7 protein-coding genes are annotated in these 15,459 nt (G+C 67.5%); 2 read left to right on the top strand and 5 right to left on the bottom strand.

Annotation, left to right across the window (positions count from 1 at the left end):
* Position 1: 1 nt before the first annotated feature.
* Together AC1DGD_RS09935 and glf are read right to left on the bottom strand one after the other, a co-directional pair.
* Positions 2-1,999 carry a glycosyltransferase gene (locus tag AC1DGD_RS09935; protein WP_476848793.1) on the bottom strand — a complete coding sequence of 666 codons (1,998 nt, stop codon included), beginning with the start codon at positions 1,997-1,999 and terminating at the stop codon, positions 2-4.
* Positions 1,996-3,183, bottom strand: a complete 1,188-nt coding sequence (gene glf, locus AC1DGD_RS09930) for a UDP-galactopyranose mutase (protein WP_223916143.1) — start codon at positions 3,181-3,183, stop codon at positions 1,996-1,998. The genes AC1DGD_RS09935 and glf overlap by 4 nt, the downstream gene beginning before the upstream one ends.
* A 289-nt stretch (positions 3,184-3,472) precedes the next feature.
* Between glf and AC1DGD_RS09925 the strand changes: the two genes are divergently transcribed.
* Positions 3,473-7,912: an FtsK/SpoIIIE domain-containing protein gene (locus tag AC1DGD_RS09925; protein ID WP_476856693.1), complete on the top strand. Its 4,440-nt coding sequence runs from the start codon at positions 3,473-3,475 to the stop codon at positions 7,910-7,912.
* On the opposite strand, the gene AC1DGD_RS09920 is transcribed toward AC1DGD_RS09925, so the two are convergent.
* Positions 7,880-8,239, bottom strand: coding sequence for a hypothetical protein (locus tag AC1DGD_RS09920; RefSeq protein WP_476856692.1), 360 nt, complete (start codon positions 8,237-8,239; stop codon positions 7,880-7,882). The genes AC1DGD_RS09925 and AC1DGD_RS09920 overlap by 33 nt on opposite strands.
* Before the next feature lie 440 nt (positions 8,240-8,679).
* Between AC1DGD_RS09920 and AC1DGD_RS09915 the strand changes: the two genes are divergently transcribed.
* A complete protein-coding gene (locus AC1DGD_RS09915) occupies positions 8,680-8,928 on the top strand; it encodes a WhiB family transcriptional regulator (protein WP_003804966.1) in 249 nt (82 codons plus the stop codon).
* A gap of 153 nt (positions 8,929-9,081) precedes the next feature.
* On the opposite strand, the gene AC1DGD_RS09910 is transcribed toward AC1DGD_RS09915, so the two are convergent.
* Together AC1DGD_RS09910 and AC1DGD_RS09905 are read right to left on the bottom strand one after the other, a co-directional pair.
* Complete coding sequence (locus AC1DGD_RS09910; RefSeq protein ID WP_223916150.1) at positions 9,082-10,551, bottom strand: sensor histidine kinase; 1,470 nt, start codon at positions 10,549-10,551, stop codon at positions 9,082-9,084.
* A 36-nt stretch (positions 10,552-10,587) separates the two neighbouring features.
* Complete coding sequence (locus tag AC1DGD_RS09905) at positions 10,588-15,453, bottom strand: NAD-glutamate dehydrogenase (protein ID WP_476856691.1); 4,866 nt, start codon at positions 15,451-15,453, stop codon at positions 10,588-10,590.
* Between the last annotated feature and the right edge of the window lie 6 nt (positions 15,454-15,459).

Raw genomic sequence — 15,459 nt, 5'->3', positions numbered from 1 at the left:
GCTATTTCACTTCGCTCTGGGTGTGTTCTTCGAAGATTTTCTTCCAGGAATCCAGGGACGTAAGTTCCGGCATCGCCGCCTTGTACTGCTTGCTCAGCGACTGCCAGTCCTTGAGCAGGGCAGCGTGCAGGCGGCTGCTCTCGGTGAGCATTTCCCGCACGCGCTTGGGGTCCCGCTTGTACCAGGAAGCCCCGGTTCCTTCAGCGTTGGAGACGATGGCGCTGTCGAACTGCGCGATCCGCCACCAGCGGTTGTCCTGGTGCGCAATGTTGGTCTGCGGACGTTCCGCACTCGTCTTGGTGACCGGGCGGAACAACTGGCGTGCGACCGTCTTGGCAGCCCAAGGAAGGAGGGTGACCCTGGACGGCTGCGACACGCCGTGCCCGCGGCGCGGCGGCTTGTCCATCTTGGGCGTCGGGAAATCGTCCGCGTCGGCCTGGAAAATCGAGTCCGAGTAGCCGGCCATCATCTTCCGGATCTCGGGCAGCTTCGAGGGCAGCAGGTCCGGCAGGTCGGTCGGGCCCTTGAGAACATCCTCAAGCGCCCAGCCACGGCCGTGCGCGGTCGCATACTGCATCGACACGAGGTGCTTGATGTCCGCATACTGCGATTCGCGCACCACGCGGCCGCCGTGCTCGTAGGGGCTGTGGAGCAGCGCCGCCACGATCCGGTTGCGGGCGTGGAAGTAGGCCTGCCAGCCCACGAGGTCGTCTTTGTCGATCCAGGACACATGCCATACGGCCGAACCCGGCAGGGAAACTGTCGGGAAGCCGTGCGCCTTGGCGCGCAGCCCGTATTCCGAGTCGTCCCACTTGATGAAGAGCGGAAGCGAGAGGCCGATTTCCCGGATAACCGAGGTCGGGATCAGACACATCCACCAGCCGTTGTAGTCCACATCGCAGCGGCGATGCAGCCAGGAGGTCTGGCGCAGGTTCGAGGACAGGAAATCATGCCCAAGGACCATGTCCTCGCTCGGCAATGACGGCTGGAAGCGGTAGGGGTTGACCACCTCGCCGAACGTGTGGAGAACCGTCCGGTTGTAGAGGTCGAACATGTGGCCGCCGACGATCGTCGGCGTCTTGCAGCGGTCCGCGAACGTGAGCAGGCGGATGATGCTTTCAGGCTCAACCACGATGTCGTCGTCCATGAGCAGGACGTAGTCACTGCCGTTTTCGACGGCCTCGAACATGCCCCGGGCAAAGCCGCCGGAGCCGCCGAGGTTCGACTGGTTGATGATCCGCAGCTTGCCGCCAAGAGATTCACGGACTTCGGCGAAGCCGTCCGCGTCCTCGACCTTCTGCGTGCCCTGGTCAACCAGCAGGATCTCCTGGACATGCTTGAGGGCATCCGGGTTCTCGGCCAGCAGCCGAAGATTGTTGAGGCAGAAGTCCGTCTTGTTCAGCGTCGTGATCTGCAGGGTGACAGACCCGGGCGTGCTCTCAACAGCGGGGCCCTGCCATTCGGCGTCGACCATGACAAGCGGTTCGGAGCCCGCCACGAGGTCGAACCAGTACCAGCCGCCGTCGCCGAAGGGCGCAAGGGACAGCTCAAAGGTGTTCTCCGCCGAACCCTCGACGCGCCGCGTGTCGACGCGCTGCAGGGATCCGCGGGCGTTGGACTTGTAGACGATGACGGATCCGGCGCCCTGGGTGCGGACCTGAAGGCGGACCTTGTCCACCGACGTCCAGCGCCGCCAGTAGCTCGCCGGGAAGGCGTTGAAGTAGCTGCCGAACGATACCCGCTCCCCCGAACGGACCTTGGTGGAGCTGCGGGACAGGAAGTCTTCAACGTGGGCTTCCTTGGTGGAGCTGCTGAAGGACTGTGCCCGGGCCTTCTTGCCGTCGCCGCTGCCGACCGTAGGAAGCTGGATGCCGGTCGCGGTACCCATGTCCATGTACAGGGGAACCGTGTCCATCTGGCTGGCGTTGGGCAGGATGACCCGCTGCAGGGTGTCCCACTGCTGGGCGGAATCTACCTGGGTGTCGGTTGCGGCGCTCATGCGTCCACTCCTCCGCTTTCAATCTTTGCGCCGCCTTCGAAGTGCGGGCGGATCTTGTTGTCGAACATGGTCAGGGCCGAGCCGATCGCCATGTGCATGTCCAGGTACTTATAGGTACCGAGGCGGCCGCCGAAGAGGACATCCTGCTCGGCCGCGGCCAGGTCGCGGTACTTCAGGAGCCGGTCGCGGTCCGTGGGCGTGTTGATCGGGTAGTAGGGCTCGTCGCCCTTCTCCGCGGCACGGGAGAACTCGCGCATAACGACCGTCTTCTCCGTCTGGTAGTCGCGCTCCGGGTGGAAGTGGCGCGGCTCGATAATGCGGGTGTACGCAACGTCTTCGTCGTTGTAGTTCACTACCGACGTGCCCTGGAAGTCCCCGACGTCGAGCACTTCTTCTTCGAAGTCGATGGTGCGCCAGGACAGATCGCCTTCGGCGTAGTCGAAGTAGCGGTCAACAGGTCCGGTGTAGACGACCGGGATGTTGCCGACCACCTTGCCCTTGCTGTATTCGTGGGACTCATCGAAGAAGTCCGTGTTGAGCCGCACCTCGATGTTGGGGTGTTCGGCCATCTTCTCGATCCAGGCCGTGTAGCCGTTGGTCGGAAGGCCCTCGTACTTGTCGTTGAAGTACCGGTTGTCGTAGTTGTAGCGCACCGGAAGGCGGGAGATGATGCCCGCGGGCAGGTCCTTCGGATCCGTCTGCCACTGCTTGCCGGTGTAGTGCTTGATGAACGCCTCGTAGAGCGGGCGGCCGATCAGCTGGATGCCCTTGTCGTTCAGGTTCTGCGGATCGGTGCCAGCCAGTTCGCCGGCCTGCTCCTTGATCAGTTCCTGGGCCTGCCCGGGGGTGAGGTTGGCCCGGAAGAACTGGTTGATCGTGGCCAGGTTGATGGGCAGGGAGTAGACCTCGCCCTTGTGCACGCCGTAGACCTTGTGGACGTAGTTCGTGAACGTCGTGAAGCGGTTTACGTACTCCCACACGCGGTCGTTGGACGTGTGGAAGAGGTGGGCACCGTAGCGGTGCACCTCAATGCCGGTCTGCTCTTCCTTTTCGCTGTAGGCGTTGCCGCCAATGTGGTGCCGGCGGTCGATGACGACTACCTTCAAGCCCAGCTCAGTGGCGGCCTGTTCTGCGATTGTCAGGCCGAAAAAGCCCGACCCTACGATGACGAGGTCAGCGGTCACAAACTCTCCTGGTTCGAATGCGGGCAGCGCAATGTTGTGCATTGTCTGCTGGTCTAGCCTACCTGAGACCCTGCGGGTACCGGCGAATCGCGGCTGGCCCCGCGATCAGATGCCACCCCCGTCACGGGCCCGGGAGCCTCGCATGGCGGGGGCAGCGGCGCCGCTCCGAAGCGTTTTCCACATGGATCATTTTCCCCGGCGCTGCCGGGCCGGAGCCTCCCTACTCTGGAACCGGACCCGGGGAACCGGACCCGGGGAACAGGACGGCCGCTCGGAAAGGATGCCGCGGATGATTTACCACTGCACTCTCGCGCCCAGCAGCCTGATGCAGAGCGCCCCCGCAGCAGGTACGACGCCGGACGGGCAGCTCATTGAGCTGTCCGTCGAGGTCCCCGACCCGTGCCCGGGCGCGGACCTGGAGGCTGCCGTCGCCCGGTGCTACGGGACCGGTGAGCTGTCGGTCCGCGGAGCGCCGGTCGCCGCCATGACCGTTGGCATGCCTCCCCTGGTCCAGGGTGCTGTGCTGGTTGAGGGTGCTGTGCCGGTTGAGGGTGCTGTGCTGGTTGAGGGTGCTGGGCTCGTGCCGGGATCGGGGGCGGGATTCAGCTCCGGGCCGGGCCGACGGCACACTGCCACGTTGCTGCTCGCCGTGGACAGCGGTCCCGGCGCGGGCACGCTGGTCGCCCTGCGGCGGGGAAGCTTCCGGATCGGACGCGGGGGCACCGAGGTCGTGATCCCTGATGCCGCGCTCTCCCGGGAGCACGCGCGCCTGGACGTCGGGGACTCGGACGTCACGATCATGGACCTCGGCAGTGCGAACGGCACCAGCGTCGATGGCCGGAGCGTGCGAACGGCCCCGGTGACCACGGCGTCCTCGATCCGATGCGGCGATTCCACTATCTCGCTCCGGCTCGGGCCATCGGGCGTGCCCCGTGCTGCCCCGGACGCCGTGACGGTGCTGGCAGGCTCCAGCGTTGCCGCGCCGCTGGTTGTCCGCGGCACCGCCGCCCAAGGCCACCGGGCCGCCATCGCGCTGGCCGCGGTGCTGCCGCTCCTGGTCGGCGTCGGCATGGCATTTCTCACCGGCATGTGGATGTTCCTGGCCTTCACCGCAGTCTCTGGCGTGTCCGTCCTGGTCCCGTTCCTCTCGGGCCGCCGCCAGCGTCGCGAGTTCCAGGCCGCTGTGGCGGAGGCCGCCCTGCAGGACAGGGAACGACGCCGGCACGCCGCACCTTCCGCGGCTGACCTGACCATTGGTTGCGCGGCTGCGGTGCCCCCGGCAGCCCGTGCGCCTGGCGGGGAGCCGCCGGACATCTGCCTGCGGCTCGGGCTGGCGGAACAGAGCGCGAATATCCGGCCCGAACCACCCGACGCCGGCTTTCGGCCACCGTCGCTCGGCCAGGTGCCCCTGACCTTGGACCCGGTCCCGGCGGTGGTGACCGTCCACGGCCCCGCGCCCGCGACGGCCGGACTGATGCGCTCGTTCATCCTGCAATTGGCCGCCTATCCCCTGGCGGACAGCACCCGACTGCTGCTGCATGGCCCTGCGGACACGGTGCCGTTGCCGGCGCGCTTCCTGCCCGGCGTCACACTGTCCGCGAATGACGCCACCACTGCGGCCGTGCTGGCCGCCGGTTCCGCCGCTCCCGACGGTCCAGGCGCTCCCGACGGTCCAGGCGGTCCAGGCGGTCCAGGCGGTCCCGGCCGCCCCGGCGGCCCCGGCGGCCCCGGCGGCCCCGGCGGCCCCGGCGGTCCCGGCGGTCCTCCGGGTCATGGCGGGGGATTTGACCGCGGCGTCCTCATTCTTTGGGACACTCCGGCGCAGTCAGGCGCCGCGCCCGGTCCCGGCGCTGCTGGCGCCGGCCCGGCATTCAGGGCAATGGCGGCGGCGCATGGGTGGAGGGTGATCGAGTGCTCGCCGGAGCCCGGTCCCGGCGTACACCCCGGCATTGTCCTCGGCCGGCGCGGCGCCCTGATCAGGGTTGGGTCCCCGCCCGTGGACTTCGTGCCGGATCTGGTCCCGGCCGAGGTCTTTGACCGCTTTTGCCGTGGGTTCAGCGCCGCACGGCGTACGCCGCCGGCTCCCCCGCCGGCTATCCCCCGGCATTGCAGCCTGGCCGACGTCCTTCCCCTCGCGGCAGAGGACATCTCCCGGCGCTGGTCCCGGAGCGGCGCGGAGGCCGGGCTGGGTACGCCCGTCGGCGTGGCGGCCCGGGGTGCCGTGCGGATCGACCTGAAGGCTGACGGTCCGCACTTCCTGGTCGCGGGGACCACGGGTTCCGGAAAGTCGGAGTTGTTGCGGACTCTTGCTGCCGGCCTCGCGGCCAGCCATCCGCCGGACCGGGTCAACTTGCTCTTCATAGATTTCAAGGGCGGCTCCGGCTTGGGTCCGCTCACCGGCCTCCCACACTGCGTCGGCATGCTGACCGATCTGGGCGCTGCGCAGGTGGAGCGCACATTGGTTTCCCTGCGGGCCGAGGTCCGCCGGAGGGAGGAACTGCTCGCCCGGGCCAATGCCCCGGATCTCGCGGCCTACGAGGCGTCACCGGCCGCCGGACCGCCCGTCCCCTCTCTGGTCATCATCGTTGACGAGTTCAGGATCCTGGTGGACGAAGCGCCCGGCGCCCTCACCGAACTTATGAGGATTGCCGCCATCGGCCGGTCACTGGGGATCCACCTCATCATGGCCACCCAGCGCCCGCAGGGAGCCCTGAACGCCGACATCAGGGCCAATGTCACCACCTGCATCGCGCTCCGGGTCCAGTCCGGCCCCGAATCCTTCGACGTTATGGGCTCCGGGCTCGCGGCCGCGATTCCCATCGCACGCCCCGGGCGGGCGTTCCTGGTCCGCGGTGCACAAGCTCCGGAGAAATTCCAGACAGCCACCCTGACGCCCCGGGCCGACCCGCGGTCAGACGGGACGGTCGCGGTTCGCACGGCCACGGACGAGCTGACCCGGCCACCGGCAGCCGCCGGTTTCCGGGCCGACGGCTCCGCCGGACGCGAAGCAGACGACGGCGCGGCCCTGGCACCGGTTCCGGCTCCGGCGCTGGCTCCGGCCTTGACTCCGGCGCAGGGGGCGGCGGCGTTGATCGACGCCGCTGCGGCCGTGTGGCAGGGTCTCGGCACACGAAGGCCCCGCCGGCCGGTGGCAGATCCGCTGCCGGCCCTGCTGCCGCACCCAGGTTCCGGGCACGCCGGGCGGGACATGGTCCGGCTGGGGCGGGTGGACCTGCCGGAGCTCCAACGCGTCACGGAGCTGGGCTGGAGTCCCGCCGGGCATGGGCATCTGGGCCTTGTCGGCGCTGAAGCAGGTGCCGGGGACCGAGTATTGGCCCTCGCGGTTGATCAGCTTCTGGCCGGCAGGGTGGAGTCGCACCTGTACATACTTGACGCCGCCGGCGCTTTCAGCGGCGCCGCAGCGGAATCCCGGGTCGGCGCCGTAGCCGGCCTGCACGAAGTGCGCCGGGCTGCCAGGGTGCTGCGGCGGATTGCCGAAGAAGCCACGTCACGGCTCGGTGCGCCTGCGGGCCGGCCGCGGCCCGGGCTGGTCCTGGTGGTCAGCGGCTGGGGCGCCTGGGTTTCGGCATTCCGGTCCGGGCCGCTGGCCTGGGCAGAAGACCTCGTTCATGACATCGTGCGGGACGGTTCCCGGGCAGGGATCACTGTCCTCGTCTCCGGCGGGCGTGAGCTCGTGACCGCGAGGTTCTTCGCTGGCCTGCCCAACCGGATTTTCTTCCCTTTAGGCTCTACCGACGAAGGCCGCCTTGCATGGCCGCGGCTTCCCGCGCTGGAGCCTCTCCCCGGCCGCGTGGCCGTGTTCGGCGCTTTTGTTCCCGCGCCTGTGGCGACCGGGCATGCGGCCCAGCTGTTCGAACCAGCGGCCGCGGACGGGCTGCGTCCCACGAGTGGGGCCGTCTCGACGAGGCCCTTCCGGGTGGACGCGCTGCCCGGGTCGGTGACCGTGGACGAGGTGCTGGCCCGGTGCGGCTCCGGTCCAGGGCAGAGGATTCCGGCGCCTGCTGCCGCGCCCGGCGCCATGCCCGGCCCGGCTGATGTCCCGGTCCCGGCGGTTGCTTTGGTCCTCGGGGTCGGCGGCGACGAACTGCGCCCGCAGGGGATCCAGTTGCCCTCCGGCGGCGTTCTCGCGGTCCTCGGCGGCCCCGGCTCGGGCAAAAGCACGCTGCTGGCTGCGCTGCCGGGGATGAACCCTGCTTGCGCCTGGCTCGCGCCGCGGCCGGGAACCGCTTCCGGCCAGTACTGGTCCGGGCTCCACGCCAGCGCGCTCGCGGGCACCTTGGACCGGACAGCGATTGCGCTCGCAGATGACGCCGATCTGCTCTCACCCGAGGCCAACAGGGCCTTGGCGTCCCTGAACAGCCTGGGCTGGAGGGTGATCCTCACCGCGGGATTTGGCCCGGGCTTTGGGCAACGGGTGGATCTCGCTGCCATCGCGCGCGGCCAGGGGCGGGCGGTCCTGATACGTCCGCGCGGGCTCATGGACAGTGAGCCGTTCGGGGTCCGGTTCGAACCGGAGCACAGTCCTCCGCCGGGACGCGCCGTCGTCATTTCCGACGGCCGCGCGACGCCCGTCCAGCTGGCTGCGCTCCGCCCGGCCGGCCGGGCGGCACTCCTCCGCGCCGCCGGCGGCCCGGACCACATCTCCCCCGGGCGGCACGCCGCACGGGACGGACCTCTACAGGGCGGGAGGGGCTCCGGCAGCCCGTGAGGCGAACGCTATGACCCGCTTGTCGAACAGAAGCACGATCGCCGTCACAGCGGGGATCAGCATGGCCAGTCCGGCCAACGGATAGCCGCCGGTCAGGGTGGGGAAGCCAATGGTCAGCACAAAGATTTGGGCCACCAGGGCACCGGCCCGCGGCCAGCGGAACCCCCGCAGCAGGAAGCGTGCGACGGCAAAGAGCCACACGGAGAAGGCCAGCAGCAGGCAGAGCGTAAAGACGGCACCCCAAAAAGAGAGTACCGGCGCCCCGGTCAGAAGCTGGGTCCCGTACCAGACGGCAGCCACGAGCAGCGCCGTGGCTTCCAGTGCCACGACCACAGCGATGACAACAATTCCCCGAGGCCGCACAAGGCCACTGCCAGGGGCTTCGCCCGGATTCGGCAGTGAATTTGCTTCGGGAGGCCCGCCGGCATTTTCAGGGAGACTCTCACCGGGGTTTTCGCGGGGATTCTCACCGGGGTTTTCGCCGGCATTTTCACGGGGATCTTCAGGGTTCACAGGGGGCCTTGACACACTGGCACACTACCGGACATAGTCGTCTAGATGTGAGGACGCCGCCACTGAATGTGATGCATCGCTCACGGTCTCGAGGCATCTTGGCCTCTATTACCCCTTGTTTACACAGCGTTAACATGACACGCTTAATCCAGATGACCGAGGGGGCCCCAATGGGCCCTTTTCTTATGAAGCCTCTAGTGAATAATTTCACAAAGGCATTTAACGAGTTCCCAGGAATGGAGTGACTGATCAGCATGGATTGGCGTAACCGCGCAGCCTGCCTTGACAAGGACCCGGAGCTGTTCTTCCCCGTAGGAAACACCGGCCCTGCCCTCCTGCAGATCGAGGAAGCGAAAAGTGTTTGCCGGCGCTGCCCGGTCGTGGACACCTGCCTGCAGTGGGCATTGGAGTCCGGCCAGGATGCCGGAGTGTGGGGCGGGATGAGCGAGGACGAGCGCCGCGCCCTCAAGCGCCGCGCAGCACGGGCACGGCGCGCCTCCTAATTCTGCTGCCCAAGCACCGATAGCTACGGTGCCGGCAACGATCGTACGACCCTGCAGCAATGGCCGCGGACCCACAGGTCCGCGGCCATTGTCCGTTTAAGCCGGTGCGCCCGGAGCCGGCGGTGCGCCCGGCATCAGCGCGGCGTCAGGATGTCAGCGCGGCGTCAGGCTCAGGACAATCTGGACTGCGGTTCCCCCGCCGTCCCTTCCCTGCCAGTGGATAGTGCCACCGAGTTCACTCATGACCAGCGTGCGGACAATCTGCAGGCCCAAGCCCTCGACGTAAGGCGTGTCCGGCAGTCCGACGCCGTCGTCCTCCACCGTCACGGTGAGAAGTTCATCCCCGTCCTCGCTCTCCGACCGGTCGGCGATGAGCCAGACAGTACCGGTGCGCCCCTCCAGCCCGTGCTCGACCGCGTTCGTGACCAGCTCGTTGATGACCAGGGCCAACGGGGTGGCGAAGTCGCTCGGCAGGTCGCCAAAGAGGCCGGAACGCTGTGTCTTGACCTGCTGCGAGGGCGAGGCGACCTCGGCAGAGAGCCGGAACTGGCGGCCGATGAGCTCGTCAAAATCAACGCTCTGGGTCAGGCCCTGCGAGAGCGTCTCGTGAACGAGGGCAATGGTCGCCACCCGCCGCATGGCCTGCTCGAGCCCCTGTTTGGCCTCGTCACTGACCATGCGCCGCGACTGCATCCGCAAGAGGGCGGCGACAGTCTGCAGGTTGTTTTTCACCCGGTGGTGGATCTCGCGGATCGTGGCGTCCTTGGTGACCAGCTCCATCTCCCGGCGGCGCAGCTCCGAGACGTCCCGGCACAGGACCAGGGCGCCGAACCGCTGCTGCTCGTCGCGCAGCGGGATCGCGCGCAGCGAAAGACTCACGCCGCGTGACTCGATTTCGCTGCGCCACGGCATCCGGCCCGTGACGACGAGCGGCAGGGTTTCATCGACCATGCGCCGGTCCCGCAGAAGCCCGGCAGTGACCTCGGCGAGGGACCGGCCCTCGAGGGACTCGCCGTCGCCGAGGCGGCGGAACGCGGAGACCCCGTTGGGGCTGGCATACTGCACGATCCCCTCGGCGTCAAGCCTGATCAGACCGTCCCCCACACGCGGCGCGCCGCGGCGCGAGCCTGTGGGCGACGCGAAGTCCGGCCACAGGCCCAGGGTTCCCATGCGCAGCAAATCGTAGGCGCATTGCCGGTACGTTAGCTCGAGCCGCGAGGGCATCCGCGAACTCGACAGGTCCATATGGGAGGTCACGATCGCCAGGGTGCGGCCGTTGCGGACCATCGGAACCGCCTCGACCCGCAGGGCCATGTCGCTGCTCCAGTTGGTCTCGTTGGAGCGTTCGATCGCGCGGCTCTCCCACGCCTTGTCGACCAGCGGCTGCAGGTCCGACCGGATCCCCTCCCCCACGAAGTCGGCGTGGAACACCGTGTGCGTGGTGGAGGGGCGGACGTGGGCCAGTGCCACATAACCGAACTCCGGGTGCGGAAACCACAGGGCCAGGTCGGCGAACGCGAGGTCGGCGACCATCTGCCAGTCGCCGACCAGGAGATGCAGCCATTCGGCATCCCCCGGGCCAAAATCAGCATGTTCCCTGATTGGGTCCGTAAAGATTGCCACAGCACCTCCATTTGCGACGCCAGGGACGGCAGCCCCTTAGCGTCGGACGATTGACCTCAAGAGCCTCAATGCTACCGACAGTGAGGCCATGTCATCGGCCTCGAGCGCATTGACCTCATCAAACATTGACTTCGCCCGGCCCAGCTGCTCCGCGTTCTGGCCCTCCCAGACCGCAAGACGCTCCTCGGCGGGAGTCCCGGCCGGCGTGCACTCGAGCACCGCCGTCGTCATGTCCGAGACGGTGGAGTAGAGGTCATCGCGCAGGGCTGCGCGGGCCAGGGCCTGCCAGCGGTCCTCCCTCGGCAGCTTGGTGATGCGTTCGAGCAGGGAATCTGCATGGAAGCGGTTGAAGACCGTGTAGTACACGTGGGCAATATCGGCCACGGATTCCTTGCTGCCGTGGACGATCTTGGCGATGTCCAGGAGCACGAAGCTCTCGAACAGTTCCGCCCAGCGGTGTGCCAGGTCTTCCGGAAGGTCCCAGCTGCGCGCCTTCTCCAGCCATTCGGCCACGCGGGCGCGGTCGTCACCCCGGAGGTAGTCGAGCAGCCGGGCCCGCATGGGATCCATCAGCGGTTTGAATTCGGCCACGATCTCGGCGATCGGACGGGACGCCGACCCCTGGCCGAGGAGCCACCGGACGGCGCGGTCCAGCAGCCGCCGGATGTCCAGGTGGACGGTGCTCCAGTGTTCGGTCGGGAACGACGCCGGCAGTTCGTTGAGTTCCTTGACCATGATGTCGAGCTCGTAGACCTCGCGGAGGGCCACGAACGCCTTGGCGACGGCGGCCTCCGTGGCCGAGGTTTCCTCGATGGCACGGAACGCGAAGGTGATGCCGCCGAGGTTGATCATGTCGTTGGCAACCACGGTCGCGATGATCTCCCGGCGCAGCGGGTGGGTGTCCAGTTCGGCGTCGAACCTCTCCCGCAGCTGCTCCGGGAAGTAGGCCCGCAGCGTCATGCGGAACCACGGGTCATCGGCGAGGTCGCTGTCGCGCAAAGCGGTGGCAAGTTCGATCTTGGCGTAGGCGGCCAGGACCGACAGCTCCGGGGAGGTCAGCCCCTGGCCCTGTTCCAGGCGCTCGCGCAGCGTGTCCGTGGTGGGCAGGGCCTCGAGGTCCCGCTTGAGGTCCGCCGACTTTTCCAGCCAGTCCATCAGCCGTTCGTAGCTCGGGCTCCATTCGGAGACCCGCATCCGGTCGTTGAGGAGCAGGATGTTCTGGTCGATGTTGTCCTCGAGCACCAGCCGGCCGACCTCGTCGGTCATGGAGGCCAGGAAGTCCGCACGCTCGGCGGGCTCAAGCTTGCCTGCCGCCACCATCCGGTCCACGAAGATCTTGATGTTGACCTCGTGGTCCGAGCAGTCGACGCCGGCCGAGTTGTCGATCGCGTCCGTGTTGAGGATGACGCCCTGCAGCGCGGCCTCGATGCGTCCGCGCTGGGTCATCCCCAGGTTTCCGCCTTCCCCAACCACCTTGACCCGCAGTTCGCGGCCGTCAACGCGGATGGCGTCATTGGCCTTGTCGCCGACCTCGGCATTCGTTTCGGTGCTGGCCTTGACGTAGGTGCCGATGCCGCCGTTGTAGAGCAGGTCGGCCGGGGCGAGGAGGATGGCGCGCAGGAGCTCCGGCGGGCTGAGTTCCGTGGTGCCCTCCGGGAGGCCGAGGGCGGTCCGGATCTGCGCGGACACGGGGATCGACTTGGCCTGCCGGGCAAAGACGCCGCCGCCTTCGCTGATGAGCGATTTGTCGTAGTCATCCCAGGAGGACCGGGGCAGTTCGAAGAGCCGCTGGCGTTCCGCGTAGGACGTTGCCTCGTTAGGGGTGGGGTCGAGGAAGATGTGCCGGTGGTCGAAGGCAGCCAGCAGGCGGATGTGCTTGGAGAGCAGCATGCCGTTGCCGAACACGTCGCCGGACATGTCGCCGACGCCCACCACGGTGAAGGGCTCGGCCTGGGTGTCGAGGTCCAGTTCGCTGAAGTGGCGCTTGACCGACTCCCACGCGCCGCGGGCGGTGATGCCCATGGCCTTGTGGTCGTAGCCGACGGAGCCGCCGGAGGCGAAGGCGTCGCCGAGCCAGAAGCCGTATTCGCCGGCCAGTCCGTTGGCGATGTCGGAGAATGACGCCGTACCCTTGTCGGCCGCGACCACAAGGTAGGAATCGTCGTCGTCATGGCGCACGACGTCGGCCGGGGGCCGGACGGTTTCGCCTTCGGGCGTCACGATCAGGTTGTCCGTGATGTCCAGGAGTCCGCGGATGAACGTTTTGTAGCTCTCAACACCTTCGGCCATCCAGGCGCTGCGGTCTGCGGCGGGGTCCGGGAGCTGCTTGGCGTAGAAGCCGCCCTTGGCGCCCGTCGGAACAATGACGGCGTTCTTGACGGTCTGCGCCTTCACCAGGCCCAGGATTTCAGTGCGGAAGTCCTCGCGCCGGTCCGACCAGCGCAGACCGCCGCGGGCCACCTTGCCGAAGCGCAGGTGCACGCCCTCGACCCGGGGCGAGTAGACCCAGATCTCGAACATCGGCCGCGGGAAGGGCAGGCCCTCGATCAGGGACGGATCCAGTTTGAAGCTCAGGTGGGGCTTGTTCTGGAAATAGTTCGTGCGGAGCGTGGCCTGGATCAGGTTCTTGAACGTGCGCAGCAGGCGGTCGGCATCGAGGGTCGCGACCTGCTCGATCGCTGCATCCAGTCCGGCGAGGACCTCTACCTCCCTGAGCACGCGGTCGGAGTCGCTGAGCGCCGGGTCGAACCGCGCTGTGAACAGGGCGCTGAGTCCCCGGGTGACGTCCGGGTTCGCCAGCAGGGTGTCAGCCAGGAATCCGAACGAGTTGGTGTTGCCCATTTGCCGCATGTACTTGGCGTAAGCGCGCAGTACGACAACCTGGCGCCAGTGCATGCCCTCCCGCAGTACCAGCCGGTCGAAGCTGTCGGATTCCACGGCGCCGGTCACGGCGGCGCCGAAGAACTCGCCCAGCAGCTGGCCGGTGGCCTGGGGATCCACGCCGGCGGGGTACTTGAGGCCGAGGTCGTAGAGGAAGAAGTCCCGGTGATCCGCGGTCTCGATCTCGAACGGGCGTTCGTCCAGGACCTCGAGGCCGAGGTTGTGGAAGTACGGCAGGATCTGGCTCAGGCTCTTCGGCTCCAGCATGTACAGCTTGACCCGGGCGTCCTCTTCCAGTGTGGCTCCGGCGCCGTCGGGGAGGTACACGTGGACGCCCGGGTGCTCCTTGACGGCTTCGCCGGCCCGTTCGGCCGCGGCACCGTACTTTTCGAAGCGGTCGATGTCTTGCAGCGCGTCTTCGATCTCGTAGTCCACCCGGTATCCGGCCGGGAACGCCTCGGCCCAGACCGCTGCCAGTTCCTTGGTGCCGTCCTCCTTGGTGCCGCCGTCGCCGCGGGCGCGCAGAACTTCGGAAATGCCTTCGCCCCAGGAACGGGCGGCCCGGACCAGTCGCTTCTCCAGTTCGTCGCTGTTGACGTTGCTGACGTCGGCGTCCTTGGGCAGCCGGATCCGGAAGAAGAGGCGGGCCAGAGCGGACTCTGTCATGCGCGCCTCATAGTCGATGGAGACGGCGTTGAAGGTCTCCCGCAGTTCCTGCTCAATGCGCAGGCGGACGTTGGTGGTGTAGCGGTCGCGGGGCAGGTAGACGACGGCGGACATGAAGCGGCCGTAGATGTCGGGGCGGAGGAAGAGCCGCGTCCGGCGGCGTTCCTGCAGCCGCTGGATGCCGGTGGCGATGGCGGCGAGGTCCGGGATTTCGATCTGGAAGAGCTCATCGCGCGGATAGGTTTCAAGGATGCCGAGGAGGTCCTTGCCCGAGTGCGAGTCCGGCGGGAAGCCGGCGTCGCTGAGAACAGCGGCGACTTTCTCCCGGACTACGGGGATATCGCGGACGGAACCGGCGTAGGCGGTTGTGGCGAACAGGCCGATGAAGCGGCGTTCGCCGTTGACGTTGCCGGCCGCGTCGAAGCTTTTAACGCCGATGTAGTCCAGGTACGCCGGGCGGTGCACGGTGGAGCGGGAGTTCGCCTTCGTGATCACGAGTGCGCGCTTCTCGCGGGCCTTCTTCCGGCCGGCCTCGGTGAGGTGCTGGACCTGGCGGGTGTCCGCACCGGCGCGGAGCAGGCCGAGGCCGCTTTCCTCGCGAAGTTCAAGGACATCCTCGCCGGATTCGTTCACGAGGTCGTATTCGCGGTAGCCGAGGAAGGTGAAGTTCCCGTCATCGAGCCAGCGGAGCAGGTCCTGGGCCTGGCGCAGCTCGGCAATCTGCGCCCGGTTGGCTACCCTGTCCAGATCCGCGGAAATTTCAAGGGCTTTCGTGCGCATCTTCGGCCAGTCTTCGACTGCGGCGCGGACGTCGCCAAGCACGCGGGAGATTCCCTTGACCAGCTCCGCGCGCTTCTCCTCGCCGACGAGGTCGATCTCGACGGCGATCCAGGATTCCATGTGCGAGGCGTTGTCGCCCTCGGCGATCAGGTGGGAGAGGTTCGGCATGGCCGCCGTGTCACCGCTGGAGATGCCCAAGTGGGAGGGGACGCGGGCCACCTTGACGAGGTTGCCCGTCTCCCGGTTGCGGGTCACCACGAAAAGCGGGTGCAGCACGAGGTGGATGGGCGCGTTCTGGCGGACCAGCTCGGCGTTGACGGAGTCCACGAGGAAGGGCATATCGTCGGTGACGATGTACAGGACGCTGCAGTCTGCCTCGTCACGAAGGTCGATGTTCGCGATGCCCGGCTTCCGCGTCGCCGCGATCTGGCGGTGGGTTTCGGTCCTTGCCGTCAGGACTTCCTGGGGATAGGCCCGGAAATCCTCCTCCGCGAGGTGCTCGTAGTAATCCCCGAGGTAGCTTTCGCTGCTACCGATCGAAACGGGCTGATCCTCCACGCTGGACCCAGACGACATCGAAAC

This window comes from Arthrobacter sp. 05T45, assembly GCF_056395875.1.
This window is presented reverse-complemented; position numbering and strand designations above follow the sequence as displayed.